The organism is Deinococcus ficus (genome assembly GCF_003444775.1).
Taxonomy (GTDB): domain Bacteria; phylum Deinococcota; class Deinococci; order Deinococcales; family Deinococcaceae; genus Deinococcus; species Deinococcus ficus.
Window position 1 is genome coordinate 451,627 of record NZ_CP021082.1, and the last position, 25,864, is coordinate 477,490.

Here is a 25,864-nt window from a genome sequence, read left to right on the forward strand (position 1 = left end):
CCCACATGACGACCCTCTCCACCCACCTGGCCGAGCCCCGCGATCTTCCGGCCATGCAGGCCTTCCTGCAGGCCCTGCACCTGCCCACCGCAGGACTGCACGCCGCATCCCGCAGCGGTTACCTGCTCGTCAGGGACGCCGGCATCCTGATCGGCCTCGCGGGGCTGGAAGTGCACGGGAGCGTGGGCCTGCTGCGCTCGGTGGCCGTCGATCCCCGCTACCGGTCCCGTGGCCTCGCCGCGCAACTCGTCACGCAGGCCATCGGGTATGCGCGGCAGTTTCACCTCACCGACCTCTACCTGCTGACCACCACCGCGCAGTCCTACTTTCCGCGTTTCGGATTCGTCGCCGTACCCCGCTCGGCCGCCCCGGCCGCCCTGCACGCTTCCGAAGAACTGCAGGGTGCCTGTCCTGCTTCGGCCATCCTGATGCACCTGTCCCTGGAGACTCCCATGACCCAGACGGCCCAGCCTGAGCTTCACCGCACCGGACCCTTTCTTGCCGCCCTCCGGGACCTGCCCGCCCTGCCCCTGGAGTTTCGTCTGGACGGGGAGCCGCTCGTCCCGGCCGGGTACCACGTGACCGAGGTCAAGGCCGTGAGCATCGAGTCCATGGACTGCGGCGGGCGAGCGAACGCCTGGCGTGAAACGGTCATTCAATTGATGGACGGCACAGCGGCCGAGGCCGAGCGCGGCTTCATGACCACGCAGAAGTTCCTGGGCATCTACGACCGCGTGGCGGCCCGCGTGCCCGTTCACGCCGGCGCGGAGGTGCGCGTCGAGTACGGCAACGTGCGCACCCCTGCCCTTCAGTTTCACGTGAACGCCGTGAACGTGCAGGCGGAGCGCGTGATCGTCGATCTGCGTCGCCCCGGGGTGATGTGCAAGGCCTCAGGCGCCTCCAGCAGCGCCGGCGAGTGCTGCGGCCCCAGTGAACCCAGGGGCGTTGCCCTGGGGGTGCTCCCAGCGTCGGCCGAACCTCTACCGCTCGCCTGATGACGGCAGGTGCGCGGGGCCAGCGTTCCCTGGTGTGGACGCTGGCCCTGCTCAACACCGTGGCCTACGGCGCCCTGTACTACGCCCAGCCGCTCCTGGCCGTCACGTTTGAACGCACGCACGGCTGGACGCGCACACAGACGTCCCTGGCCTTCACGCTGGCCCTGCTCGTGACCGCCTTCGCGGCGCCGGTCGTCGGCCGTCGGCTGGACCTCCGGGGTGGCCGGGGTCCGCTGTCACTCGGGGCGGGGCTGGGTGCGGCGGCCCTGTTCACGCTGGCCTGGTCAAGCAGCGTGATCACCTTCACCCTGGCGTGGCTGCTGGCCGGCCTGGCCATGGCCCTCACCTTCTACGAGGCGACCTTCACCGTGCTGGGGCAGCAGGTGTGGGGCTCCGCCCGCACGCAGGCCACCTTGACCATCACGCTGCTGGCCGGTCTGGCGAGCACGATTTTCGTGCCGCTGACAACCGCGCTCCTGGAGGGCCCCGGACTGAGGCCCACCCTGCTCCTGCTGGGCAGCCTGATGGGAGGCTGCGCCGCGCTCCTGTGGCGTTATGTGCCGCCGCGCGCACCGCAGGGGTCGGCGTACCCGCTGAGTCCCTTCACGGCAGACGGCACCTTTCGTGTCCTGACCCTGGTGTTCACGCTCACGCGCATCGTGATGGTGGGTGTGGGGATGCAACTGGTGCCGCTGCTGCTGTGGGCCGGGTACCCTCCGGCCGTGGCCGCCGGCTACGCCGGCCTGCTGGGGCTCAGTTCGTTGCCGGGGCGGGCGCTGTGCGTGCCCCTGCTCGCCTGGCTCGGGACGCGGGCGGTCTCGTTGTGGGTGGTGGGGCTGCTCGCGCTGGGCACCGCCCTGCTGCTGGTCTCGCGCGGCCCGGGGGTGGTGGCCGCGGCCCTCACCGTGCTGGGCATGACCAACGGCGCGCTGACGCTGATTCGGGCAGAACTGCTGGTGCGGCATTACCCTCCTGAGGTGTTCGGCACGGTGAACGGGCGGTTGTCCCGCGTGGTGAATCTCGCTCAGGCCGCGACACCGCTGGCGGCCGGGTGGGTGTTCATGGCCGCCGGGGCCAACTACGTCCCTTCCCTCGCCGTGATGACGGGGCTGGGCGCCTGGGCATTTCTGACGTTGTGGTCCGGATTGCGTCGGACACATTGACCTTCTTCGATCTGAGCGGCAAGATGGGCGCATGGACCTCGAGACCAGCGCCGCCATCTTCAAGGCCCTGGGAGACCCCCAGCGCCTGCGGGTGCTGCACCTCCTCGCCCACCCGCCCGTGAATGCCTGCGCGGCGCCCGGCAGCGTCTGCGCCTGCGACATCACCACCCACCTGGGCCTGTCCCAGCCCACGGTCAGCCATCACATGCGCCTGCTCGTCCAGGCGGGTCTGGTCAATGCCACGCGACGCGGGAAATGGACGGTCTACACCCTCCACGCCCCTGTGTTTGAGGCGGCTGAGGCTGTCCTGAGCACCCTCCGGATCACCGCTTCACCGGCACCCGATCACCGGCCTGCAGTCGCGCCCGCCCCGTGAGGGACGCCGAGGGCATCCTTACAGATTCTTCCCGCACGACCAGTCGTTCGCATACGCCCAGTGCAGGTCGATCTGCGCGGTCGTTTTGTGCTTGAGGAAGGTCGTGCGTTCCGGAGTGGGATTGGTGAACGGCCCCCCCGTGAACGTGAGCACGCCCGACTGGGCGTTGTAGCGGTACGTGCCAGCCTTTCCCATGTACGAGTACGTGCCGTTCGCCTTCAGGCTCAGGGTGCCTCTGGGCACGTCGTTGCGCGCGCCGTTCAGGCCGGGGCGCTCGAGCCAGCACGAGTAGTCGCCGGGCACCAGCGGCCCCCCGGGTCTGGTGGCCGGGGCCGGGGCGGGGGGCGCGGCGGCCTTCGGCGGCTGGTACGTGCTCAGGAATGCCGTCAGGGTGCTCAGCGGCGCCGCGTATGGCCCGCGCCTCAGGGCGCCCAGGCTCCTGTCGAGCGCGGCGCGTTGACCCAGTTGCGCCGCCACGAATCCGTCGAGCAGGTCGAGGAACGCCGCGTCCACGGCCCGGGCGCCAGTCTTCGGCAGGGCCGCGCGGGCGGCGCTCAGCTGGACTCGCGCACCCTCAGCGTTGGTGCTGCGCAGCGAGTACAGGATCTGCTCGACGTGCCAGTTCGCGCTGAACATCGTGGTGGCCGGCTGCGTGGCCTTCCAGAGGCGCTGCGCTTCGTTCAGCGCGGCCGTCATGCTGGTCACGCGGGCCGCCGCCGGCAGGCGCAGGGCCGCCCCGCCTGAGGCGGGCACCGCAGGGTTGACCGGCGCCGGAGGCGAGGTGGGCGTGCGGGGCGCCGCGGCTGCGGCCGGTGCCGTGATCACCGCGCGGAAGTCCCGCAGGCCCGGGGTCAGCCGCTCGGCACGGGCCAGGGCCTCTGCCGCGGCGCTGGCCTGGCCCTGCCCGGCCAGCGCGAGGGCGGTGAAGAGGTGCACGAACGGATCGGCAGCTCCCTTCTCCCCGATCAAGCCCAGGGGTGTCATGGCCTCCGTGTACTTGCCTTCCTTCAGCCAGCCCAGCGCGTACCCCAGGTCACTCCCGACACTCAGGAACGACCGGTCGGGGTTTGTGGCCAGCCAGCGGCGTTCCGCGTCGAGAATCGCGGCGCGCAGCGCCTCACCCGAGCGGGCGTCGCGCGCCGTGGTCTGGGCCGCGGCCAGCGGGGGCGCGGCGAGCATCGGCGCGGTCAGGGAGAGCAGCACGAGCAGGGATCTCACAAGGGGTCCTCCAGGCAGTGAAACGGGGCAGGTCAGGCGGGGTGTCCTGGAGTGTAGCCCCGGAGGCGGCACCTGCGGCCCGGTCCGGGCACGCCCGGTGGTATCAATGAACCATGCACAGACTGGTTCCGGCGACGATCCTGGCGCTCTGCACGACCGGCGGGGCGGCGTCCTACACGCTGCCGGTCAACCTGGGCAGCGTCAGCAACCCGGGCATTCTGCAGGCCGACAAGGCGCTGGAGCGGCCCGGCCTGAACGCCGCGCAGCGCGCCGCCCTGAGCCGCAACGGGTTCGTGATCACGCCCGCCACCTGGCGGCAGTTCGACGCGGCGTACGAGGCGTACCGCTACGCCGACCAGCCGGTGTTCGTCACGACCGACAGCATGCTGCACATGTACCACCTGGTGTTCGACAAACTGCTCCGTGACCTGGAACGCGAGTCGCTCGCGCCGGCCCTGCGGCGGATGACCGCGCTGCTGATGGCGGACGCCGTGAAGCTTCACACCAACCTCAAAGGCCATCCGCTGGAACGGGACGCCCTCACAACCCTGGCGTACCTCGCGGTCGCGCAGAAGCTCATCGACCCGGCCGCCCGGGTGCCCGCCGCCGTGCAGGCCCCGGTCGCCGCGGAGCTCCGCAGCATCGACGCGCACGCCGGTCTGGGCCCGTCGAGCGTGTTCAGCACCAGCCAGATGACCGAGGACTACTCCCAGTACGTGCCCCGCGGACATTACACCCGCAGCGACCTCTTCAAACGGTACTTCCGCAGCATGATGTGGCTGGGCCGCGTGAACCTGCGCGTGCAGAACGCCGGGGAGACCCGCACCGCGGCGCTGCTCACGCACCTGATCACGAACAACGCCGAGGTGCGCACGCTCTGGGCGCGGCTGTACGACCCGACCGCGCTGCTGGTGGGCCGCAGCGACGACCTCGACTACCGCCATTACGCCGCCGCACTCACCCAGGCGACGGGCGGGCAGATCCGCCGGCTCGCCGAGCCGGTCACCCTGCAGGCCCTGCAGGCAGCCCTGGCCAAACTGCCCCCGCCGCAGGTGAACAGCGTGTTCGTGCAGGCCCGGCCCGGCGAGGGCCGTGACGTCCGCGACCGCGAGACCCTGGGGTTCCGCATGATGGGCCAGCGGTTCACGCTGGACGGCGCGGCCCTGCAGCGCCTGGTGTACCGCGAGGTGGGCACCGACGGCCAGCCGCGGCTGTTCCCGCGGGGCCTGGACCTGCTGGCCGGACTGGGCAGCGACGCCGCCCTGAACATCCTGCGCGCCCAGGGGGAGACGCGGTACGTGAACTACGACGCGCAGATGAAACTGGTCCGCGCCGCCTTCGCCGCCCTCAAGCCCGCCGACTGGAACACCAGCGTGTACAGCGGCTGGATCTACACCCTGCAGGGCCTCGCCAAACCCGACCCGCGCGACGACCGCTACCCCGCCTTCATGCGCACGCCCGCCTGGACCCGCAAGGAACTCCTCACGGCCCTGGGCTCCTGGACGGAACTGAAGCACGACACGCTGCTGTACGCCAAGCAGGTCATGGCCGAGATGGGCGCCGGCGGCGACCCCCCGAAGTACCCGCGCGCGTACGTGGAACCGAACCCGGCCGTGTGGTCCAGGCTGACGAACCTGGAGCGCCTGACCCGCCGCGTTCTGACCGAGCAGCGGCTGCTGACCGAGGGCACCGCGTACCGACTGGACGAACTGCGCGACATGCTGGCCCTGCTCAGCAAGGCGACCGGCGCGCAGCTGTCAGGCAAGCTGCTCTCCCGCGACGAGAACGACCGGCTGCACTTCTACGGCGGCTGGCTGGAGCAGATGAAGATGTCCAGCGCCGACGCTGACGGCCCGGAAGGCGGCAGCCCCGAATTCGACGAGAACGCCATGGCGGCTGTCGTGGCCGACGTCGCCACGGCCGAGAACACCGCACTGCAGGAAGGCACCGGGTTCATTCACGACCTGTACGCGGTGGTGCCGGACTGGAACGGCCGGCTTCAGGTCGCGCACGGCGGGGTGTACAGCCAGTACGAGTTCACGGTCCCGAGCAGCGGCCGCCTGACCGACGAGGCGTGGCGCGCGCAGCTCAGCCGCAATCAGTTGCCGCCCGCGCACCCCTGGCTCGACGGCATCGTGGTGAAGTGAGGGCCCGCGTTCTGGTCGCCGGACTGCTGCTTGTGGGCCTGACCTCCGGCGGCCGGGACACGCCGGTGCTCACGTTCGCCCTGGCCGGGGACCTCAACCTGGCCCGCGGCGCGCAGCAGGTGCACGGTCCGGCCTGGGCCGGCGCGTTCACCGAGGTGCAGGCGGCCCTGCGGGGCGACGTGGTGCTCGCCAACCTCGAGTCGCCCCTGACCGGCCAGCCCAGGCTGACCGGCGGCATCGACCTGCGGGCCTCGCCTGCAGCGGTCCGTGCGCTGACGCCGTTCACGCACCTGAGCGTGGAGAACAACCACGCGCTGGACGGCGGCCCCGCGGGCCAGGCAGAGAACCGCCGGCTCCTGCGCGAGCAGGGCGTCACCCCGGTCACCCGCGCGCCCCTGTACCGGTCGGTCCGCGGCGTGCGGGTGGCGCTGCTGGCGTACCTGGACGACGGGTCACCGCTTCCTCTGGCGCAGGTGCGGGCCGCCCGGCGGGAGGCGCCGGTGGTCGTCGTGATGCCGCACTGGGGCGCGGAGTACGGGTCCACGACCGCCCGGCAGCGCCAGCAGGCACGGCTGCTTGTTCAGGCGGGGGCCACCCTGATCGTCGGAAGTGGCCCGCACGTCCTGCAGGGCAGCGAACGCCTCGGGCCGGCACTGGTGCTGTACAGCCTGGGCAACCTGCTGTTCGACCAGCCGTACCCGGACGCCTGGCTGGGCGCGGTGGTGCGCGTGCAGGTGCAGGGCCAACAGGTGCAGGCCTGCGCCGTGCCGACCCTGACGCGGGCCGGGCGGGTGCAGTACGCGCGCGGCCCGGAGGTCGGCCGGGCATTGGCGCGCCTGGGGATGCCGGCCTGCCCGGCCGGGAGGGCTGCGTCGTGAGCCGTTCTCGTCGCTGGATGTCTACCGGAACGGCCATGGGCGCCGTGCTGCTGATGGGAGGCGCCCTGGCCGGCGGTGGGAGCCGCGAGGCCAACGCTGGTCCATGCCGGACCCTGAAGCTGCCCACCGGGTGGGACGTGCGGTCCAGCGCGTACGCGGACGTCACCGGGGACGGCGCGCCGGAATGCGTGCTGAGCGTCTGGCGCCCCTGGGCCGACTGGCCGATCGCCCGGTGGTCCTCCCGCCCATCGCCGATCGTCCTCAACCGGGACAGCCGGGGCGACAGCGCCCACATCGCCGTGCTCAGGCCCATGCCCGGCGGCGCCTACCGCAACGTCTGGGTGGGCAGCGCCCTGTTCCAGCCGGTCACGGCCCTGACTGTGCTTCCGGACGGCACGCTCGCCACGCTGGAAACCACCTACGCCCGCGGCCGGCAGTCGTCCAGCGTCGCCCTGAGCCTCTGGCGCTGGACGGGCTTCGGGTTCGGCCTCGTCGAGCGCCAGGCGGTGCGGGCCACCACCCTGCAGGTCGGCGGAGACGGGGTGCTGATGGCCCGCTGAGCCGCGGCAGGCTGGACCGCCGGGGTTCCGTCGTCGTCAGTTTTGCCCAACGTCCCTTCACGCGGGCATTCATCAGCCGTCAACGGGCGGGGGCCTAAACTGCCCTCATCAATGTCATCCCCTCCTGCCCCCACGCCCGCGCCGCCGGATCTGCTCGTGCTCATCACGGGGCGGGCGGGGCTCAGGGCCCTGGGTGAGGCGCTGGCCGGGCTTCAGGAGGCGCGGCCAGCCAAGTTGATCGTCGCGCCGGACGGCCTGAACGCGGAGGTCCTGCAAGAGGCGCTGGGCCTGGAGTTTTGCTGGGCCACGCCCGGAACGGTACTGCGTCCCGGCCTCCTGTATGTCGCTCGGCTGGATGTGACGGTCGAGTTCCAGGCTGACCGGCTGACGGCCACCCCGCTGCCCGCGCCGGACACGGCCGCCCCGCTCGACGCCCTTCTCCGGTCGGTGGCGGCGGCCGTGGGTTCCCGCAGCCTGACGGTGATCCTGAGCCCGGCGGACGTGGCGGGGGGCGCCGGCGTACAGGCGCTCAGCGCCGCTGGCAGCACCGTCCTGCACATCACGCCCGGTGCCGGGCTGGGTCACACCCTGAGCCTGCTCATCCGGCCTGCGCCGCACGGCCGGACGGCAGCGGACGAGGTCACCGCGCAGGCGGCCGCGGTGCTGGAGCGGATGGGGGATGCGCACTGCCTGCTGGACGGTGCGTTCGTGATCCGGAGCGTGAACGCGGCGGCCGAGCGGCTGCTCGGCATGTCCCGGAATCACCTGATTGGCCGGTCGCACTGGGAGGCCTTCCCCGCCTCCGTGGACGCGCCCATCGGGCAGGCATTGCGCCGAGTGGTGCAGCAGGGCGACGAGCAGCACCTCACGCACCACTACACCGGGGAGGGGTACGACCTGCACCTGGAGGTGGACGCCTACCCCACGGGCGAAGGCGGCATCTCCATGTTCTGGCGGGACGTGACCGCACGCGTGCGGTCGGAAGCGGCCCTGCGGGACAGCGAGGGGAAGTACCGGGCGCTGTTCACGGAGATGGACGAGGCGTACGCGGTGGTGGAGGTGCTGGCGGACGACACGGGCCGGTGGGTGGATTTTCTTTTCCTGGACGCGAACCCGGTGTTCATGCGGCACACGGGGATGCCGTACCCGGTGGGGCGCACGGCGAGGGAGCTGCTGGGGACACCGAACCCGCGGTGGGCGGAGCTGTACGGGCAGGTAGCGGAGACGGGGGTGGCGCTGCGGGTGGAGGAGGGAGAGGTGACGCTGGGGCGGGTGTTCGACCTGAACATCTTCCGGCTGGGGGGGGCGGGCAGCCGGCGGGTGGCGGTGCTGTTCACCGACATCACCGAGCGCAAGCTCCGGGAGGCGCATCAGGCCTTCCTGCTGGACCTCACGGAGGCGCTCAGTGTGCTCTCGGACGAGGCGGACATCGTTCAGACAGCCGGAGCACGGCTGGTCGAGCACCTGCACCTGAGCGGCTACCACTACGTGGACGTGGACGAACTCCGGGCGGAGGTCACGGTCCGTCACTTCTGGCATGCGCTGGACGTGCCCGCCATTCTCGGGACCTATCCCATCGCGGGATTCATGTCACCGGACGGAGTGGCCCGGTTGCGCGCCGGTGAACCGAATGTCATCAACGACGTGTTCAAGGACGTCCCGGACGATCTTGCGGGGCAGGGCCTGAAGGCAGGCGCGGCCGTGCACAAGATCCGGGCGTACGTGGCCGTTCCTCTCAGTCAGGACCACCGGTGGAACGCCTATTTCGCGGTGGCAGACAGTCAAGCGAGGCAGTGGACGCCCCCTGAGATCGAACTGATTCAGGACGTCGCCCGGCTGGTGTTCCCCCGCGTCCAGCGCGCCCGCGCTGAGACCGCGCTGCGGGAGAGCGAACACAAGTACCGTTCGCTGTTCGACACGATGACCGAGGGGTTCGCGGTGTGCGGCGTGATCCGCGACGACACCGGACAGGTGGTGGACCTGACCTACCTCGAACTCAACCAGGGGCTGGAGCAGCAGACCGGCCTGGACCGCGCCGCGCTGATGGGCCGGCGGTTCTCCGAGATGTTTCCCCAGTCGGATTTCAAGCGGTGGATGGCCATCTATCAGGAAGTGGCAGACACCGGTGAGCCGGTCTCGTTCGAGGAATACACCGACCTGCTGGACCGCTGGTATGCCGCGAACGTGTCCCTGCATGGCGGAGAAGAACTGACCATCTTCTACCGGGACATCACCGAGCAAAACAGCGCGAGCACCAGCGAGAATTTCTCCTGGAGCTGAGCGATGCGTTGCGCTCGGAAACCGATGCGGATGCGGTCGCCAGGCGGGCAATCGCGATGCTGTCCGAAGAACTGAAGCTCGACCGGTGCTACATCACGTATTACCGGCCCGACGATGACCTGGCCGAGTTCCCCTATCAGGTCGGCAATGACAGGGTGCCCCCCCTCCCCGCCACGGTGCGCCTGTCGGATTTTCCCGACGCCTACGAACGGGTCCGCCACGCGACCTTCGTGCTGAATGACGACCTTGAGCGGCAGGGGCTGAGCGAATCCGAAGCCGAGAACAGCAGGGCCCTGGGCATGCGGGCGATGCTGGCCTCGACCGCGCGCCAGGGGGCGGGACACCCGTTGAGTTCGCTGGTGGCGGTCTCGGCCCGGCCGCGCCGCTGGACGCCGGGCGAGGTCGAGCTCGTCGAGAACGTGGCCGAGCGCACCTGGGCCGCCATCGAGCGAGCAAAAGCGCAGGCTGACCTGCGCGCCTCCGATGCACGGTTCCGCGCGGTGGCGAACCTCGTGCCGGACCTGCTGTGGGAAAGCCGGCCGGACGGGTTCACCACCTGGCTCAACCAGCGGTGGCTGGACTACACCGGGCAGACGTTCGAGCAGGCGACCGGCTGGGGCTGGACCGACGCCATCCACGAGGCGGACCGGGACGGTTCGGCCAGGCGGTACCGGAAGGCGGTGGAATCGGGGCGGCCCCTGCGGCAGGAGCACCGCATCCGCCGGCACGACGGCGAGTACCGGTGGTTCGTGATCCACACTGTCCCGGTGCGGGGTGAGGCGGGCGAGGTGCTCCGCGTGTACGGCGCGGCCACCGACATTCACGACCTGCGGGAACAGGCGGCCATGCTGGAAACCCGCGTGACCGAGCGCACCCGGCGCCTGACGGAATTGAACGCGGAACTCATGGCGCGCACCCGGGCCCTGGAGGGGTTCTCGCACCTCACGCGGGACCTGGGCCTGGACACGGACCGCGTCACGCTGATCCGCCGGGCGCAGGAACTGGTGATGGGCCTGTTGCCTGAGGGTTTTGCGGCGTACTACGAACCGGACGGGGACGTCTGGCGCCTGCACTCGCAGGTGGGCGACACGCGCCACCCGGCCTTGCAGACGCTGATGGATGCCGGCCTGCCGCTGAACAGCCCGAGTTTCATCCACCCGTTCCGGTCCGGGCGGGCGGAGTACCAGGCGGCCTATGTGCCCGGCACGGACACCGATGCGGACCTGGCCGAGCACGTGCATTCGACCGCCGCCCTTCCGGTACGGCTGGGGGGGGCCCCTCTGGGGCTGTTCGCCGTCGTGCAGTTCGAGGACCGGCTGTGGTCACCGGCCGACCGGGCGCTGCTGGAGACGGTCGTGCAGCACCTGAATCTGGCGCTGGACCGCGCGGAGGCCGTGCGCCGGCTCGGCGAGGAGCGCGAGGCGCTGCGCGCCTTCGCCGGGTTCACCGAACTGGCGGCCCGGACCAGTGACGTTCAACTGCTCGCGCAGCAGGCCACAGACGTGCTCACTCAGGTGCTCGGAGCGGACGTCGCGGTGTATTTCGAGCGGGAAGGCGAAGTGTGGAAAGGCCGTGCAAGCGCGGGAGCGGCCACGCCGGCCATGGAGCAGAGGATCAGGGAAGGGGTGCCCGCCGGCGCTACCAGTTTCATGATGCCCGCCGCCCGCCGCGAACCCATGTTCTTCAATCACTGGCAAGCCGGACAAAACGGCCTGAGCGATCTGGACGCCGTTCAGGCACTGGCCGCCTTTCCTCTGTTTCCCCAGGATCATCCGGTGGGGGTGCTGACCGCCGTGAAACTTCGCTCGCCCATCTGGCGGGAACGCGAACGGGCCATCTTCCAGGCTGTCGGGGAGGCCCTGCGCCTGACGCTGGAACGCACCGCTCAGGTGCAGCAGATCGACCGGCAGCGGGGCCGCCTCGCGGACCTGAATGCGGAACTGGGCACCCTGATTACCCGCACCGCCCATCAGCTGGACGCACCGGCCCGGCAGCTGGAGGACCTGCTGAGCCCGGGCCGCATAGACGACCCTGGTGCGCTGGACGGGCTCTCCTCGCTGGATCCATTGGCGCTGCAGGACGAAGTCAAGCGGCTGCGGGCCGTGGCGCAGGACCTGCGTGAGCTGTCCGTCCTTGAAGTGCAGCCCCTCGCTTCCGACCTGCTGGCGCTGGGTGAACTGGTCAGTGAGGTGCGGGAGCAGGTCAGGGTGCCGGGCCGGGAGGTGACGTGGTTCATTGAGCCACTGCCGATTGTGCGCGGCGACCGGGCACTCCTGAAACAGGCCCTGGACGTCCTGATGTCGTTTACCCTCAGTGCGACGCGGGGCGCGCGCTTCGTGACCGTGAGCAGCCGCGAAGCCGAGGGTGAAGTCCGGCTGGTTATAGAGGACGATGGGGTCGGACTCAGTGGCGAGGAGGCGGCGACCCTGTTCGACCTGGCAGTCCGGACCGATCAGGAGGTCCCACTCATTGAGGGGGGCGGCCTGATCCAGGTGCGGCGCATCCTGGCCCGGCACGGTGGGTGGGCCTGGGCGGAAGCCCAGCGCACCGGAGGCCGGGTGGTGCTGGCCTTTCCTCAGGAAGCGGCCGCTGGTGAACTGGACGCTCTGCTTCTCGGTGACGGTCCCCGGCCATGACGCCGCAGGTCAGGACACGCCAGTAATGCCGTCCGAGTGCGGCGTTTTGGGCCAGGCCAACCAGAAGGTGGCCCCCTGGTTGACCTTCCCTTCCGCCCAGGCGCGGCCGCCGAAGCGTTCACACAGGCTGCGTACCACGGCCAGGCCCAGGCCCGTGCCCTCGTACAGTTCTGACGGGTGCAGGCGGCTGAACAGGTCGACGACCTGTTCTTTCTGACGCATGTTGAACCCGACGCCGTTGTCTTCCACCCCGATCCAGTGTTCCGTGTCGGTTTCCTTCACCAGGACGTGCAGCCGGGCCTGAGACCGCACGCGCGTGAACTTCAGGGCGTTCGCCACGTACTCGTGCAGGATGATGTGCAGCACCCGGCTGTCCCCGACGACGGACGGCAGAGGCATGTGACTCACCTGAACGTCCCGGTCCAGCCGGAGGTCGGCCGTGTCCTTGAGCACTTCTCGCAGCACGCGGGTGAGGTTCACATGCTGCGGGCGGGCGCGGATGGTGCGGGCCTGCATGTACTGCTTGAGGGAATCGAGCAGGCCCTGGGTCTGCTGCACCGCGGTTGCCGCGTGCCGCAGCGAGCGGCGCCGCTCGTCCAGGTCAGTCTGCCGTTCGTACAGCGTCAGAAAGTTCTGCGCGCGGGTCAGGGTGGTGCTGAGTTCGCCTTCGGACAGCAGCATCACGTTCCTGAATTCCTCACCGAGCTGCCTGAGCTTCACCGTCAGCAGCTGAATGTCACGTTCCTGCGCCTGTGTGGCGTCCAGCAGCACCTGGTGCGCTGCCTTGAAAGCCGTGACGTCCGTGAGCATGAGCTGGCACAGGGGCTCCTGGCCTTCGGAGGGATGCAGGGTGGCGGCCACCAGGACCTCCAGGACCTGCCCGCCCGCGCCGACCAGTTGCAGCTCTGCACCCTCAGGGCTGCGGTGATGGAAAACGCGCTCCAGAAGCGCGGTGCACGCCGAGTGCGCCGTGGGCGGAAACAGATTCAGCAGCGGCCGGCCTTGCAGCAGGGCGGCAGTCGAACCGAGCAATGCTGTTGCCTGGGCGTTGGTCTCCACGATGCGGCCCTGGGCGTTGACCAGGAGGGCCGCCTGCGGAGCGTCATGGAATAGGGCCCTGGCCTGCCGCAGCCCCATCTGAAGCGCGTGAACCTGGGCCTCCACGGCCTGAAGCCGCGCCTCGACCGTGGGCGAGACTTCGGGACTGGTCCTGGCGGATTCATGGGTCATTGTGAGGTTGACCCGATTTTGCGGTTCTTCCGGCAATTCCGTGCAGCAGGTCAACTGTGCTACCTGAAGGGATGGACACCCTCCATGAGGTGCTGAGCAGGTTGTTCCCAGCAGAGCAGAATCTGGTCGTGGACCAGTGCCAGGTGGAAGCAGACTCCGTCTGCCTCCACGTGTTCAGCTGTACCACACGGCAGCCATGTCCCCACTGTCACGCTCTGTCGGGCAGCATTCACAGCCACTACGAACGACGGTTCCAGGATTTACCCTGGGGCGGCTTGGGCGTGTGTGTTTCCCTCAGAGTACGCCGATTTCGTTGTCGCCACTGTCAGCCCACACGCACGTTTGCCGAGCGATTTCCCGAGCTCGTGGCACCTTACGCCCGTTCCAGCGCTGCCGTGTGCCGCCTGTTTCATCGGATCGTCGTCATGGTCGGTGGGGAGGGAGGGCGACGACTGCTGACCTCCCTCCCCCTGCGTGTCAGTGGAGATCGCCTCCTGGCCGAACAGCAGCGTGTCCTCCTCCCGCCAGCCCAGGGAGCTCGGGTCATTGGCATCGACGATTTCGCGTTCAAGAAAGGGTCCAGGTATGGAACCGTGATTGCGGACCTGGAGACCGGCCGGGCCATCGATCTGCTTCCAGACCGCACGGGCGCCACGGTGACGCAGTGGTTGAGCCAGCATCCAGAGGTCGAGGTGATCAGTCGGGACCGGTCGACCGAGTACGAACGTGCCTGTCGTGAGGGGGCACCACAAGCGGTCCAGGTCCTGGACCGCTGGCACGTCTTCAAGAATGTCCGTGAGGCTCTGGAGCGGCAACTGAAGCGGTCACAGGGAACGCTTGATGAGGTGGCCAGGTCATTTTTGCCGGTTTCTCCGCGCAGACGGTCGCGTCTGGAAGAGGCGGCCCGTCGGGCACGCTACGAGCGTCGCTGCGCCGAGGTCGCACAGGTCAAAGCGTTGGCGGCTCAAGGACTGTCCGCGGCGCAGATTGCCCGCGATCTTCACCGCAGTGCGCATTTCATCCGGTTCAGCTTACGGGTCGAGCAGGTTCCGGAAACGCGCCATCCCCCTCGCCATAGCCAGCTGGATCCTTATCAAGGCCGGTTGTGGGAACTCTGGACGGCGGGCGAGCGCAACGCCATGGCGTTGCTCCGCCAGGTGCAACAGGAAGGCTTTCCGGGGAGCTACACATCTGACCTGCTCCCTGAAAACGAGTCCAGATGAGAATGGAGGGTCTGACATCATGACGGGGTCCATCCCCGGAGGTCAGCATGAAGGGAAAGAAGCACACCGAAGAGCAGATCGCGTTCGCGCTCAAACAGGCTGAAACTGGCGTCTCAGTCGGGGAAATCTGCCGGAAGATGGGCATCGCCGAGTCCACCTTCTACCACTGGAAGAAGAAGTTCAGCGGCCTGGGAGTCAGCGAACTGCGGCGCCTCCGTCAACTCGAAGAGGAAAACCGCAAGATGGGGCAGCTGGTCGCAGACCTGAGCCTGGACAAAGTCATGCTGCAGGACGTCATCAAATCAAAGCTCTGAAGCCCGCCCAGCGTCACGGCCTGGTCACCCACCTTCAGGATGGGTATCGGGTCAGCGAGCGGCGGGCCTGCCGGGTGCTTCGCGCCTCGCGAAGCACCTTGAGGTACCTGCCACGACGTCCACCGAACGAGCCGGTGATCGTCCAGCGCATGACTGAGATCGCCCAGACCCGCATCCGGTACGGGTACCGGCGGATTCACATCTTGATGCAGCGGGAAGGCTGGCAGATCAATCACAAGCGCCTCTACCGGCTCTACCGACAGGCGGGGCTGAACCTCCGGATGAAGCGTCCCCGTCGGCGGGTGAGCGCGGCACACCGTGCCGCGCGAACAGATCCAGTGAAGGTGAACCAGGTGTGGTCGATGGATTTCGTTTCAGACGCGTTATTCAACGGCCGGCGGTTCAGAGCATTGACGCTGCTGGACGTGTATTCCCGAGAATGTCTGGCCATTCATGTGGACGTCAGCATCCGTGCCGAGCGGGTGGTGGAGATCATGCGTTCAGTCACGAGCGCTCGGGGGATCCCCGAGCGCATCCAGGTGGACAATGGCAGTGAGTTCGTCAGTAAGGCCCTGGATTTGTGGGCCTACGAGCAGCGGGTGACACTGGATTTCTCCCGTCCTGGGCGCCCTCAGGACAATGCCCACATCGAATCGTTCAACGGAAGTTTCCGGGACGAGTGCCTGAATGCCCACTGGTTCCTGTCCATGGAGGATGCCGCGGAGAAGATCGAAAATTGGAGGGCCGACTATAATGTCCTCAGGCCGCACTCTGCGCTGGGAAATCTCGCTCCTGGAGCGTTCGCAGCGTTGAATGCCCCGATCCACCGCCCGTCGGAGCCTCCAACCTGACCTGGACCAATTTCTGGGAGCGGCTCAAGGTACGCTGAGATTTGCACATCGGCTGGAACCGCAATTGGGGCACCCTCAGGGGCAAGCCCAGTTCGTTCCCGGTTTGAATTAGGACAGGGCGCACTACCGCTGTAGGCGTAACTGGCTCCTGGCGGGTCCAGCCACAGCAGCAGGTCGGCCACGCCGCAGGGTGCGCGCCATGATCAAGTGCCAATTGAGAAAGGTCAAACGAAGCGCTATCTGCAGGCCAGCAGCGTCAAGTCAATGCGTGACGCCACCGGCCTGTTGAACGTGCCGGTCTCACGGGCGCTGATCGGCCCCGGCGTGGTCCGCCACTTCTTGACCGGGCGACCGGTGGTTCCGGCCTCCTGGCCGGGTTGGGTGGCGGGGGAACTCCTGTCGCAGGGCGCGGTACAGTGACACGCACATGCCGAGCATGATGGCGCTGAAGGGCAGCGCGGCCAGCACGCTCGCCGACTGCAGGCCGGACAGGCCGCCACTCAGGAGCAGCGCCGCAGCGATCATGGCCTGAAGGACGCCCCACATCAGTTTGACCGGGGTGCTGGGGTTGGGGTGCCCGCGGCTGGACTGCATGCCCAGGACGTACGTGGCGGAATCTGCGCTGGTGATGAAGAACGAGGAGATGAGCAGCGTGGCCAGGATGGCCAGGCCACCCCCGAACGGCAGCGTGTCGAACAGGGCGAACAGGGCGGTGGACACGTCCGCTTTGGTCGCCTCGGCGATGGCGACGTCGCCGTTGAGTTCCTGCCTCACGGCGCTGCCGCCGAACACGGTGAACCACAGGAAGCTTACGAGGGCCGGCACCAGCAGCACCCCAGTGACGAACTCCTTGATGGTGCGGCCGCGGGAGACGCGGGCGATGAACAGGCCGACGAACGGCGCCCACGCGATCCACCACGCCCAGTAGAAGATCGTCCAGCTGCCCACCCAGGTGTCGCCCGTGAAGGGCGTCAGGCGGGTGGAGAGGGTGATCAGGTCCTGCACGTACCCGCCGACCGAGGTGGTGAACGTGTCGAGGAGGAACACGGTCGGGCCGAGCACGAAGACAGCCGCCATCAGCAGCCCGGCGAGGATGACGTTGGTGTTGGACAGCAGCTGGATGCCCTTGTTCAGCCCGGTGCTGGCGCTGAGCAGGAACAGCACCGTGACGATCCCGATGATGGTGAGCTGCGGTCCGGTCCCCACCGGCAGGCCGAAGGCGCTGCTCAGCCCGCTGTTGATCTGTACTGCGCCGAAGCCCAGGGAGGCGGCCACTCCGAACACGGTGGCGATGATGGCGAGCACGTCGATCACCTGCCCGACCGGCCCCTCCACCCGGTCGCCCAGCAGGGGCCGGAAGGTGCGGCTGATCAGGGTCGGTTCACCGCGCCGGAAGGAGAAGTACGCAATGCTCAGCGCGACGACGCTGTAGATCGCCCAGGGGTGCAGGCCCCAGTGGAAGAACGCGTACTTGAGCGCCGCGCGGGCCGCTTCGGGCGATTCGGGGGCCAGGCCACCAGGCGGGGTCAGGAAGTGAGAGACCGGTTCGGCCACGCCCCAGAAGACCAGGCCGATGCCCATGCCGGCACTGAACAGCATGGCGAACCAGGAGAGGGTCGTGAATTCCGGCTCCTCGTCGTCCCGGCCAAGTTTCACCGTGCCGTAGCGGCTCAGCGCAAGGTACGCGCAGAACAGCAGGAACGCGAGGACGGCCAGAAGGTAGTACCAGCCGAAGGTGGTGGTGGCGAAGGCCACGGCCGCGCTGGTGGCGGCGCCGAGACCGGCGGGACTCAGGAGGCCCCAGAGGACAAAGGTGACGATGACCGCCACCGACAGGTAAAGCACCATGGTGAACCTCCGGCATGGTGGGCGAAAGCGCGGTCCCGGGCGTGCGCGTCCGGGGTGGGAGGGCCGGGCTCGGGGTTGAACCGGGCCGTGAGGTCCGTGACCTCCGGATGAACCTTCACCCTAACGGACAGAAATGAGAATCATGGCGACAAGGGAAGGGCGGTCCCGGGCTCCGCCTGTAGGCTGAGGGCGAAGCGGGTGCCGTCCGGGCCGGTCTGAGCGACGTGAAGGCTTCCGCCAAGCTGCCCGGCGATCCACTGCGCGATCGCCAGCCCGAGGCCCGCGCCGCCGGACGTGCGCGTGCGGGCCTGGTCCACCCGGTAGAAACGCTCGAAGATGTGCGGCAGGGCCTCCGGGGGGATGCCGGGCCCCTGGTCGGTCACCGTCAGCACCGTCCGCTCCCCTTCGCGGTGAATGCCGACGGTGACGGCCGTGCCGGCCGGGCTGTACTTCAGGGCGTTGTCGAGGAGGATCAGCAGCAGTTGCCGCAGGCGGTCTTTCTCCCCCGCCACCATGAACGGATCCTCGGGCGCGTGCAGGTGAACCGTGTGCGCGGCGCTGAGCCGGCGGGCATCACGGATGGCTTCGGCGGCCGTGGCCCGCAGGGACACCGGCGAGCGCCGGAGGGTGCTCCCGGCGTCACTCTGGGCGAGCAGCAGCAGGTCGTCGACGAGCCGGGCCATGCGCGAAGCGTCCTTCTCGATGTCGGCGAGCATCAGGTCCCGCTCCCCGGCGTCAAGGTGCGGGTGCCGCCGCAGCAGCTGCGCGTTGCCGCGCAGCACCGTGAGCGGCGCGCGCAGTTCGTGCGAGGCGTCGCCCACGAACCGCTGCTGCGAGTCCCAGGCGGTCTGCAGGCTGGCGAGCATCTCATTGAACGTCCCGGCCAGGCGGGAAAACTCATCCCGGTGTTCGGTGGTGTGAATGCGCTGGCCGAGGTCCCGGCTGGCAGTGATGCGGCGCGCGGTGTCCATCATGCGCTCCACCGGCCGGAGCAGCGACCCGGCCAGCCACCACCCGAACAGGAAGACGGCCAGGACAGACAGGCCCGTCACGAGCAGCAGGGAGCGGAACAGCAGGCCGCTGGCGGAGTCCAGGCGTTCCAGGGGCGTGAGGGCCTCGACGTACCCGAGGGGCGCGCCGCGCTGCGTGACCTCGATCACGTACCGCCGCCAGCGTTGCCCGTTGACCGACAGCGTCCCGAAGGCCGTGTTCGCGCGCGGGTCGTCCACGCCCCCGAACGGCAGGGGCAGCACCTTGTAGTACGCGGGCACGGCCGGCGCGTCCAGGGGCGCGTGCGGGTCCGTGGCCGGCAGGCCCGGGTCGCTCGGGGAGCGCGACACCAGCTGCCCGTCCGGGGTGTACGCCCGCAGGACCATCACGATGCCGTCCTTGGCAGGTCCCGAGGTGTCGGCCTCCAGGGCGTAGGAGCGTCCCGTCGCGCGGATGCCGCTTTCGACCAGGCGGGCACTGGCGATCAGCACCCGGTCGATGTTCAGGTACTGCTGGCGGACCGAGAGACTGTATCCGGTGAAGCCCAGGGCGACCAGGGTCAGGCTGGACATCAGGCCGTACCAGAGGCTCAGCCGCCACCGGACGGTCACCGTGGCCTCCTGCGCACCTACCCGCCCCGCAGGACGTACCCCACGCCCCGGATGGTGTGGATGAGGCGGGATTCCCCGCCGGCCTCCAGTTTCTGCCGGACCTGCTTGATGTACGTCTCGACGATGTTCGGGTCACCGAGGTAATCCACGCCCCACGCCCGGTCCAGCAGCACCGACTTGGACTGCACCCGCTCAGGCTGCTCCAGGAAGGCCTGCAGCAGCCGGAACTCCTGCCCGGTGAACGTGATGTCCCGCGCGCCCCGCGTGACCGTGTGCGTCGCGGCGTCCAGGGTGACGTCCTCGAACCGCAGCACTTCAGGTGTGCGCTCCCGGCGCCGCAGTTGCGTGCGGACCCGGGCGAGCAGCACGTCGAAACTGAAGGGCTTGGTGACGTAATCGTCCGCGCCGGCCTCCAGGCCCTCCACCTGATGCTCAGGCCGGTCGCGGGCGGTGAGCAGGATCACCGGCAGGTCGTCGTTGACCTGCCTCAGCCGCCCAAGGACCTCCAGGCCGCTCAGCCCGGGCAGCATCACGTCCAGGACGACCAGGTCCGCCGGCCGGTCCCGGGCGGCACTCAAGCCGCCCTCGCCGTCCCCGGCAGTTTCCACCAGGTACCCCTCGTACGCCAGGCCCCGTTCAAGGAGCGTGCGAACGCCAGGGTCGTCCTCGATGACCAGAATGCGGTACGCCACACCGGCAGTGTAAACGCCCGCCATTCCGGCGCCGAGCAACCACTCAGGTGAGATTCAGCTTCAGTTCCGGTTTCGTCCAGTTCCCCCTGCTTGTGTGCCCGGTATGACCCCTGCTCCTCCCAGGCCCGGCGGCCTGCGCCTGCGCGTCACGGCGGTGCTCGGGCTGCGCCTGACCCGCAGCGTCTTCCGGATCGGTCAGGTGACCGGCCTGGTGTACGACCACGCCCTTCACCGCGTCACGCACCTGCGCGTGACCCTCGCCGGCGGGGAGGGAAGCCTCGCCGTTCCGCTGTCCAGCGTGGATTTCCAGGCCTTGAACCGGGACGAACTGCGCCTGCGCACCTGGCCCCGCGCGCCTCAGACGCCGGGGGACGGCCTGCCCCTCGACGGGCTGATGGTCAAGGCCGACGAGGGGGACGGGGTGGCGTTCGTGCACGACGCGTGGTTCGAGCCGGGCTCCGGCGACATCACCAGCTACGAACTGGGCGCCCTGCCCCGCCGCGCGTCCAGGACCGGAACGGTGAGCGTGCCGGCGCAGGTCCTGGAATGCCGGGACGGCCACCTGTTCGCGCCGCGGCTCCTCATCGCGCGCCTGACCGCCGTACTCGCGGGTGGACTGGGCGCCCCCGCCCTGCCCTGAGGCCAAGCGAGTCACTCAGCTGAAATTCAGCTTCAGTTCCGTTTCCGTCCCGACTCGCGCCTTACGGTGCCGGCATGACCACCCCCCATGCCTCTCCGACCAGCGTGTGGGCCAGTGACCTGCTCGGCGCGTCCGTCATCGCCACCCAGGCACCGGTCGCGCAGGTCACGGGCCTGGTCGTCACGCCCGCAGGCGACGTCGCGGCCCTGCAGGTGGAGCCGCGTCCGGACGGCACGCCACCTGCGGATCAGGCCGCGGCCCTGCTGCTGCCGTTCGACGCAGCGCTGGGGTACGCCCCGGGCGAAGTGCGCGTAGTGTCGGCGGACGACGTGGTGCCCGCGTTCAAGCTGCCGACCCTGCTCGGCCACCTCACCGCCCGCCGCTCCGACCTCCTGGGCGCGCCCGTCCTGACCCCGGATGGCCGGTGCCTGGGGTTCCTGTGGGACGCGCTCCTCGACTGTGCCACCGGCGCGCTCCTGCAGTACCGGATCGGCTCGGCCCCGCAGCCGTCAGGCAGTGCACGCAGCGTGCTGACCGGCGGGCACCTGTGCCGCGCCGCGCAGGGTGGGTTCACCCTGCCCGAACCGTACGCCGCCCTGGTGGACGACCTGATCAACGCGCCACCTGACCTGGCCTGAACCGTGCCTCCGCACCCCTGGCGCATGGTGCCGGGCCGCCACCATGCCTTGCTCTGCGGCCCCGACCTTTCTGGAGGCGCATGATTCAACGCATTCTGCTGCCGCTCAAGGACCTGACCGGTGACCCCTGGCCGCTGCACTGGACCCGGCAGGCATTTCCGCACGTGGACCTCTGCCTGCTGCATGTCCTGGTCCCAGAGCGGCGGGAACTGACACCCTTTCCGATGATGGCCTACGGCAGCGCCCTGTCGACGACCCGCACGGCCGCGTCATCCGTCATGCGGGCCATCGAGGTGAGAGAAGCCCTGCGCTGGCTGGGTCACGGCGAGGTGATCCTGGCGGACCAGGCGGCGCCGGCCATCGTGCAGTACGCCGAGACCGGCGCCTTCGACGCGATCGTGCTCGGCCGTGGACCGTCCTCCCGAGGTGCCCTGGAGCGGGTGCTGGGTGGGTCAGTCACCGCCCGGGTGGCCCGCACGGCCCCGGTCCCGGTGCTGCTCGTCCCGGAAGGCCGGCCTGGCCCCCCGGGGACCGTCTGGGGGCACGCCAGCGAATGGCCGAGTCCCACGCCATGCATGGCGCCGGGCCGGGATGACTAACCGGTGGCCGCGCGAAGACGCGCTTCCACGTCCGCCACCACCTGCCAGGGCTCCCCGTTCAGGGTCAGGGCGATCTCGTCCGGCTTCACCTGAATCACCGGCCCGTCGCCGTGTTCGAGCCCCAGTTCATACAGCAGGATCCGGCCCGTGTGCCGGTCGATCAGGGCGTCGCGGACGGAGGCGGTTGCGCCGGACGGTAGACGCACCGACACGGACTCGATGGGCCGGCGGTCCGTTTCCGGTGCCGAGGAGAGCACAGGCGGCTCCAGGCGCAGTTCCCCCTCGCTCAGGCGGCTGAGGTCGAGCGCTTCGAAGCGCACCTGCCGCCCCACGTCCGCCCGGGTGGACCGCAGGTGCACCCCGACGACCTGGGCCGCGGCATGGTCGTACGCGAGGCATTCGACCGTCTCGACCGTCTGGCCGGCAAATTTCACGTTGAGGCGCCGCAGGTCCGTCACCCGCACCGGAGCGGACGCCGCCGAATGAGAAGTGGTGGTCATACCGGCACGGTAGGTGCCCAGGCAGGATCCCCGCAGGACGAAACCAGGACGTGAGCTGGGCGGACCGTGAAGACCCCACCCAGCCTGGACTCAGGTTTCATCCCGGTCAGGTCCCGGTCCGCGCCCTACCGTTCAGCTCACCCGGCCGGGGGGCGGCCGGCCGTGCTCCGCGGCGCCGCGCGGAGCGCGGGCGAGCACGCAGGCGGCGGTCTCCGGGGTCGACCCTGAAGGAGGTTCATTCATGCGACGCATCCTGATTCCCATCCGCGATCTGGACACCGATCAGTACGCCCTGGAGCTGGCCTGGCAACGCTTCGGGTCCGCCGAGCTTCACCTGCTTCACCTGCTGCCGACCCTCACCCACCGCGTCATCACCTCGCCCGAAGTGGCCCTGGCGGACTTCGCCCTCACGCAGCAGGAGCTCGGGGCGGAAGAAGCCGCCCGCCTGGACGGCCGGGCGGCCCTGGCCGCGATCGGACATCAGGGCGGGTACGAGGTGGTCACCACCCCGGACCCGGCCGCGGAAATCCTGCGGCGCGCGCCGGCGTTCGATCTGGTCCTGATCGGCACCCGCGCCCTAAGGGGCCTTGACCGACTTTTGCTCGGTTCCGTGGCCCACCGGGTGGCCCTGGATTCGCCTGTGCCGGTGATGACGGTCCGGACGGCCCCCACCCCGAGCCGGGACGGCGGCCGCGCGCCCTCCCGCCGATTGCTGCTCATCCGGGACGCCAGCGACACCGGGACAGCCGCCGAACGGTACGTCCGGGACACCTTTCCTGAAGCGGCCGTCGACGTGACGACCCTCTCGCCGGAGCCTGGCCCCATGGTGTTTGCCCTGCACAACCCGGCCGCCGTGGCCCTCCTGCACGAGCGCCAGATGGCCTGGCGACGGGCGCAGCAGAGGGAGTGGGCGTCGGGGGGTCATCCGGTGCAGGGGAACCCGGCGGTGGTGGCACTCGAGGCACTTCAGCATGGGGAGTACGACCTGCTCGTGCTGGGCACGCAGGCCCGCAGTGCGCTGGAGCGCTTCTTCCAGGGGTCGGTGGCCGGGCAGGTCATCCGTGACGCGGACATTCCCGTGCTGACGGTCCGGCGCGTCCTGTCTTCCCAGGAGGATTCAGCACGGGACTGGAGCTCACGTGGGGAACATCCCTCGCTGCCCACCTTCACCCGGTAGCTTGCCGAACGCGAGGGCCACATGGAGGGTGGCCCGGGGCCGTCGGTCAACCCTCCGGGATGTCCCGGGCGTCAAGGGTCAACACCTGCTGCAGCCGCCGGTACCGCTCCTCGATCTCCAGCCGGTCACTGACATTCTTCGTCGCGTGCAGGGCATCGCCATAAATGAGGTCGGCGTGGCGCCGGATCTCGTGGTGCCGGTCCGGCGCCACGAGCGCCTCGGCCACCCGGGTCAGCACTTCCAGCAGGCGAAGGGTGACCGCCGGACTGCTGTGCCCGTACTGGCGGATCATGTGGAACATGGCGTCCATCAGCCCGGCGAACGTCGTGGGGGGGTACACCAGGCGCAGGTGCCCGTCGTCGACGTGCACCCCACTCGGCCAGCGGCGGCCGTGCAGGCGGCACAGGACGTCACCGAACCGGTCCGTGACGTCCATGGCCGTGACCGGATCGTTCACCCCTGGGCTCAGCGCACGCACCGCCACTTCCGTCAACTGCCGCACGCTGTACTCCAGGTCCTGCCCCTCCACGCGCCGGGGACCGAGGGTCAGGGCGTCCATCACCCCCTCCGGAAGGTGAGGCACGCCGACGGCAATCGGGGTATTCGGAAAGACGTACGTGCCCGGCCGGACGTTCAGCCGCACGGCGACGTGCGCCTGCTTCGCGGCCGTGAGCAGCTGCTCCACGTCCAGAAGTTGCAGGTACCCACCCGCCGGTGCGCGCAGGACCTCACCGCCCTGCCAGAACGCTTCCGGCGGCGGACTGGACGGTCCCTCAACGGCGTCCCCGACCGGGTGGGTGGCCCGGGTGAGCGCGCCCTGCAGGTCATCCCGCAAGAGGTTCACCACCGTCGTCATGTTGATGGTGCCCGTGACGTGGGCCAGGAAGTACACCAGCGCGGCGACGCACAGCAGCGCCAGCAGCATCCCCACGGTCACGTTGTAGTGCGGCACGAACGGGCTGTTTTCACCCCCCTGCACGGCGCGAAGCGTGTACAGCGTGAATGCGAACGTGGCGATGAACACGCCCAGGACGACCTGGTTCCCGCGGTCCCGGGTGAAGTGGTCCAGCAGTCGCGGTCCCATGCTGCCCGCGGCGTACGACAGCGCGGCGATGGTGATGGAGAAGACCGTACCGGCCACACCGATCGCGCTGCCGGCCACGGCGCTCAGGACACTCCGGGCCCCGCTCTCCCCGCCCGAGTACACGAAGGCCAGGCCCTCCGGGATTCCGTTCTGCTCCTCGAGCGTGATGCCGGCCTCGGCGAGCAGGACCGCGAGTACCGTGAGCACGGCGGGAATGAACCAGAACTGACGCGTCCATTCCCGCAGTTGGAATCGCAGGCGGTTCACGCCTCGCCTTTCGCCTGGCCGCGTGCCGCACTCTTCGCGGCGGGCCAGCCCTCCCGCTGCCGCGACCGGTCTCCATCCCCGTCCTCGGTCTGGTCGTGGAGGAGCAGCTGTTGGGTGGGGAACGGAAGATCAAAGCCGTGACTGGGCAGCGTCCGCTTGATGGTTTCGAGTACCTGGTCCTGCGCCTCCACCGCCTCCCGCCGGATGGGCGGATCAATCCAGAAGCGCACCTCCAGATTCACGGAGAAGTCACCCAGCTCCCGAACCAGGACCTGCGGCGCGGGGTCACTCAGGACAACGTCCAGCCGGGACACTTCATGGAGGATCAACTCCTTGGCCAGCGCAATGTCGTCCCCGTACCCGATGCCCACCATGACGCTCAACCGGCGCTTGTCCAGCGCCGTGTTCACCACCACCCGGTTGGTGTACAGCTCGCTGTTGGGAATCACTACCAGGCGGTTGTCATACGTGCGGAGCATCGTGGCCCGCATCTGGATGTCCTCGACGGTCCCCTCGTGGTCACCGGACACAATCTGGTCCCCGAGCCGGAATGGACGGGTGACCAGAATCAGCAGACCAGCCAGCAGGTTCTGGAAGATGTCCTTGAACGCGAACCCGATCGCCACTCCGCTAATCCCGAGCGCGCCGAACAGCGAGGCGGCGGTCAGGGTCGGGATGATGATGGTCAGCGCGACCAGCGCCCCAAACGCCAACACCGCCCAGGACGCGATGCGGCCAAACACCATCGCAATGCCGTGGGGTTGTCCCGCGCGCGTCGCGAACCCCTGGACGGCCTGGCGCACCACGTTGCCCAAAAACACGAACAGGGCGAAGACCAGCAGGCCGATCAGCAGGTTCGGAATGGCCGTAATGAGCCCCTGCAGCATGTTCTGCAACCGAATTAGGATCGGCGAGAGTTCAAGGTTCATGACTCCAGCAGTCTAGGC

Annotated in this window: 22 protein-coding genes; 14 read left to right on the plus strand and 8 right to left on the minus strand. The window is 69.2% G+C overall.

The window, feature by feature from the left end; all coding sequences use genetic code 11:
* Positions 1-5: 5 nt before the first annotated feature.
* From arsN2 to DFI_RS15665, 3 genes are read left to right on the plus strand one after another with little or no spacing between them, the layout of a single operon-like run.
* Positions 6-995: an arsenic resistance N-acetyltransferase ArsN2 gene (gene arsN2, locus DFI_RS15655; RefSeq protein WP_118375997.1), complete on the plus strand. Its 990-nt coding sequence runs from the start codon at positions 6-8 to the stop codon at positions 993-995.
* Positions 995-2,158: an MFS transporter gene (locus tag DFI_RS15660; protein WP_027464249.1), complete on the plus strand. Its 1,164-nt coding sequence runs from the start codon at positions 995-997 to the stop codon at positions 2,156-2,158. The genes arsN2 and DFI_RS15660 overlap by 1 nt, the downstream gene beginning before the upstream one ends.
* 31 nt (positions 2,159-2,189) lie before the next feature.
* Positions 2,190-2,534, plus strand: coding sequence for an ArsR/SmtB family transcription factor (locus DFI_RS15665; RefSeq protein ID WP_027464248.1), 345 nt, complete (start codon positions 2,190-2,192; stop codon positions 2,532-2,534).
* 18 nt (positions 2,535-2,552) lie between these two features.
* Here the strand turns inward: DFI_RS15665 and DFI_RS15670 are convergent, their stop codons facing one another.
* Entirely contained in the window at positions 2,553-3,752 is a 1,200-nt protein-coding gene (locus DFI_RS15670) for a hypothetical protein (protein WP_118375998.1), read from the minus strand.
* Between the two features lie 113 nt (positions 3,753-3,865).
* On the opposite strand from DFI_RS15670, the gene DFI_RS15675 reads away from it, so the two are divergent.
* The 5 genes from DFI_RS15675 (at position 3,866) to DFI_RS15695 (ending at position 12,253) form a co-directional block, all read left to right on the plus strand.
* Positions 3,866-5,899 carry a DUF3160 domain-containing protein gene (locus DFI_RS15675; protein WP_027464246.1) on the plus strand — a complete coding sequence of 678 codons (2,034 nt, stop codon included), beginning with the start codon at positions 3,866-3,868 and terminating at the stop codon, positions 5,897-5,899.
* Complete coding sequence (locus tag DFI_RS15680; protein ID WP_043779647.1) at positions 5,896-6,777, plus strand: CapA family protein; 882 nt, start codon at positions 5,896-5,898, stop codon at positions 6,775-6,777. The genes DFI_RS15675 and DFI_RS15680 overlap by 4 nt, the downstream gene beginning before the upstream one ends.
* 17 nt (positions 6,778-6,794) lie before the next feature.
* Complete coding sequence (locus tag DFI_RS15685; protein WP_027464244.1) at positions 6,795-7,337, plus strand: hypothetical protein; 543 nt, start codon at positions 6,795-6,797, stop codon at positions 7,335-7,337.
* Positions 7,338-7,448: 111 nt separating this feature from the next.
* Positions 7,449-9,617 carry a PAS domain-containing protein gene (locus DFI_RS15690; RefSeq protein WP_027464243.1) on the plus strand — a complete coding sequence of 723 codons (2,169 nt, stop codon included), beginning with the start codon at positions 7,449-7,451 and terminating at the stop codon, positions 9,615-9,617.
* Between the two features lie 8 nt (positions 9,618-9,625).
* Entirely contained in the window at positions 9,626-12,253 is a 2,628-nt protein-coding gene (locus DFI_RS15695) for a GAF domain-containing protein (RefSeq protein ID WP_338030643.1), read from the plus strand.
* A 9-nt stretch (positions 12,254-12,262) separates the two neighbouring features.
* Here DFI_RS15695 and DFI_RS15700 read toward each other — a convergent pair whose 3' ends face one another.
* Positions 12,263-13,483, minus strand: a complete 1,221-nt coding sequence (locus DFI_RS15700) for a sensor histidine kinase (protein WP_027464241.1) — start codon at positions 13,481-13,483, stop codon at positions 12,263-12,265.
* A 71-nt stretch (positions 13,484-13,554) separates the two neighbouring features.
* On the opposite strand from DFI_RS15700, the gene DFI_RS15705 reads away from it, so the two are divergent.
* The gene (locus tag DFI_RS15705; protein WP_081426022.1) at positions 13,555-14,706 is read left to right on the plus strand and encodes an ISL3 family transposase; all 1,152 of its coding nucleotides are present in this window, start codon (positions 13,555-13,557) and stop codon (positions 14,704-14,706) included.
* Between the two features lie 47 nt (positions 14,707-14,753).
* A protein-coding gene (locus DFI_RS15710) for an IS3 family transposase (protein ID WP_118375999.1) occupies positions 14,754-15,871 on the plus strand; the annotation gives its coding sequence in 2 pieces (ribosomal slippage) (positions 14,754-15,009 and positions 15,009-15,871; 1,119 coding nt in all).
* 300 nt (positions 15,872-16,171) lie between these two features.
* On the opposite strand, the gene DFI_RS15715 is transcribed toward DFI_RS15710, so the two are convergent.
* From DFI_RS15715 to DFI_RS15725, 3 genes are all read right to left on the minus strand, one after another.
* On the minus strand, positions 16,172-17,719 hold the full coding sequence (locus DFI_RS15715) for a glycine betaine uptake BCCT transporter (RefSeq protein ID WP_081426035.1): 1,548 nt from the start codon (positions 17,717-17,719) through the stop codon (positions 16,172-16,174).
* A gap of 140 nt (positions 17,720-17,859) precedes the next feature.
* On the minus strand, positions 17,860-19,320 hold the full coding sequence (locus DFI_RS15720; protein WP_051308339.1) for a sensor histidine kinase: 1,461 nt from the start codon (positions 19,318-19,320) through the stop codon (positions 17,860-17,862).
* A gap of 17 nt (positions 19,321-19,337) precedes the next feature.
* The gene (locus DFI_RS15725) at positions 19,338-20,012 is read right to left on the minus strand and encodes a response regulator transcription factor (protein ID WP_027464282.1); all 675 of its coding nucleotides are present in this window, start codon (positions 20,010-20,012) and stop codon (positions 19,338-19,340) included.
* Positions 20,013-20,115: 103 nt separating this feature from the next.
* Here DFI_RS15725 and DFI_RS15730 point away from each other — a divergent pair, with 103 nt between their 5' ends.
* The 3 genes from DFI_RS15730 to DFI_RS15740 all read left to right on the plus strand — a co-directional run bounded on the left by DFI_RS15730 (position 20,116) and on the right by DFI_RS15740 (position 21,889).
* Positions 20,116-20,652, plus strand: a complete 537-nt coding sequence (locus tag DFI_RS15730) for a hypothetical protein (protein WP_027464283.1) — start codon at positions 20,116-20,118, stop codon at positions 20,650-20,652.
* A gap of 74 nt (positions 20,653-20,726) precedes the next feature.
* Positions 20,727-21,290: a hypothetical protein gene (locus DFI_RS15735; RefSeq protein WP_027464284.1), complete on the plus strand. Its 564-nt coding sequence runs from the start codon at positions 20,727-20,729 to the stop codon at positions 21,288-21,290.
* 80 nt (positions 21,291-21,370) lie between these two features.
* The gene (locus tag DFI_RS15740; protein WP_027464285.1) at positions 21,371-21,889 is read left to right on the plus strand and encodes a universal stress protein; all 519 of its coding nucleotides are present in this window, start codon (positions 21,371-21,373) and stop codon (positions 21,887-21,889) included.
* On the opposite strand, the gene DFI_RS15745 is transcribed toward DFI_RS15740, so the two are convergent.
* Entirely contained in the window at positions 21,886-22,389 is a 504-nt protein-coding gene (locus DFI_RS15745; RefSeq protein ID WP_027464286.1) for a hypothetical protein, read from the minus strand. The two genes, DFI_RS15740 and DFI_RS15745, sit on opposite strands and share 4 nt — an antisense overlap.
* Before the next feature lie 241 nt (positions 22,390-22,630).
* Here DFI_RS15745 and DFI_RS15750 point away from each other — a divergent pair, with 241 nt between their 5' ends.
* Positions 22,631-23,566 carry a universal stress protein gene (locus tag DFI_RS15750; RefSeq protein WP_027464287.1) on the plus strand — a complete coding sequence of 312 codons (936 nt, stop codon included), beginning with the start codon at positions 22,631-22,633 and terminating at the stop codon, positions 23,564-23,566.
* 46 nt (positions 23,567-23,612) lie between these two features.
* Here DFI_RS15750 and DFI_RS15755 read toward each other — a convergent pair whose 3' ends face one another.
* Positions 23,613-24,917 carry a DUF2254 domain-containing protein gene (locus tag DFI_RS15755; RefSeq protein ID WP_027464288.1) on the minus strand — a complete coding sequence of 435 codons (1,305 nt, stop codon included), beginning with the start codon at positions 24,915-24,917 and terminating at the stop codon, positions 23,613-23,615.
* Positions 24,914-25,846: a mechanosensitive ion channel family protein gene (locus DFI_RS15760; RefSeq protein ID WP_043779724.1), complete on the minus strand. Its 933-nt coding sequence runs from the start codon at positions 25,844-25,846 to the stop codon at positions 24,914-24,916. The genes DFI_RS15755 and DFI_RS15760 overlap by 4 nt, the downstream gene beginning before the upstream one ends.
* Positions 25,847-25,864: the final 18 nt, after the last annotated feature.

What these genes read in the sequence shown, in the direction of transcription:
- DFI_RS15690 (WP_027464243.1), top strand. Translation starts at nt 7,449, where the DNA reads ATGTCATCCCCTCCTGCCCCCACGCCCGCGCCGCCGGATCTGCTCGTG.
- DFI_RS15665 (WP_027464248.1), top strand. Translation starts at nt 2,190, where the DNA reads ATGGACCTCGAGACCAGCGCCGCCATCTTCAAGGCCCTGGGAGACCCC.
- DFI_RS15685 (WP_027464244.1), top strand. Translation starts at nt 6,795, where the DNA reads ATGTCTACCGGAACGGCCATGGGCGCCGTGCTGCTGATGGGAGGCGCC.
- DFI_RS15760 (WP_043779724.1), bottom strand. Translation starts at nt 25,846, where the DNA reads ATGAACCTTGAACTCTCGCCGATCCTAATTCGGTTGCAGAACATGCTG.
- DFI_RS15700 (WP_027464241.1), bottom strand. Translation starts at nt 13,483, where the DNA reads ATGACCCATGAATCCGCCAGGACCAGTCCCGAAGTCTCGCCCACGGTC.
- DFI_RS15730 (WP_027464283.1), top strand. Translation starts at nt 20,116, where the DNA reads ATGACCCCTGCTCCTCCCAGGCCCGGCGGCCTGCGCCTGCGCGTCACG.
- DFI_RS15740 (WP_027464285.1), top strand. Translation starts at nt 21,371, where the DNA reads ATGATTCAACGCATTCTGCTGCCGCTCAAGGACCTGACCGGTGACCCC.
- DFI_RS15750 (WP_027464287.1), top strand. Translation starts at nt 22,631, where the DNA reads ATGCGACGCATCCTGATTCCCATCCGCGATCTGGACACCGATCAGTAC.
- DFI_RS15745 (WP_027464286.1), bottom strand. Translation starts at nt 22,389, where the DNA reads ATGACCACCACTTCTCATTCGGCGGCGTCCGCTCCGGTGCGGGTGACG.
- DFI_RS15660 (WP_027464249.1), top strand. Translation starts at nt 995, where the DNA reads ATGACGGCAGGTGCGCGGGGCCAGCGTTCCCTGGTGTGGACGCTGGCC.
- DFI_RS15715 (WP_081426035.1), bottom strand. Translation starts at nt 17,719, where the DNA reads ATGGTGCTTTACCTGTCGGTGGCGGTCATCGTCACCTTTGTCCTCTGG.
- DFI_RS15735 (WP_027464284.1), top strand. Translation starts at nt 20,727, where the DNA reads ATGACCACCCCCCATGCCTCTCCGACCAGCGTGTGGGCCAGTGACCTG.
- arsN2 (WP_118375997.1), top strand. Translation starts at nt 6, where the DNA reads ATGACGACCCTCTCCACCCACCTGGCCGAGCCCCGCGATCTTCCGGCC.
- DFI_RS15705 (WP_081426022.1), top strand. Translation starts at nt 13,555, where the DNA reads ATGGACACCCTCCATGAGGTGCTGAGCAGGTTGTTCCCAGCAGAGCAG.
- DFI_RS15675 (WP_027464246.1), top strand. Translation starts at nt 3,866, where the DNA reads ATGCACAGACTGGTTCCGGCGACGATCCTGGCGCTCTGCACGACCGGC.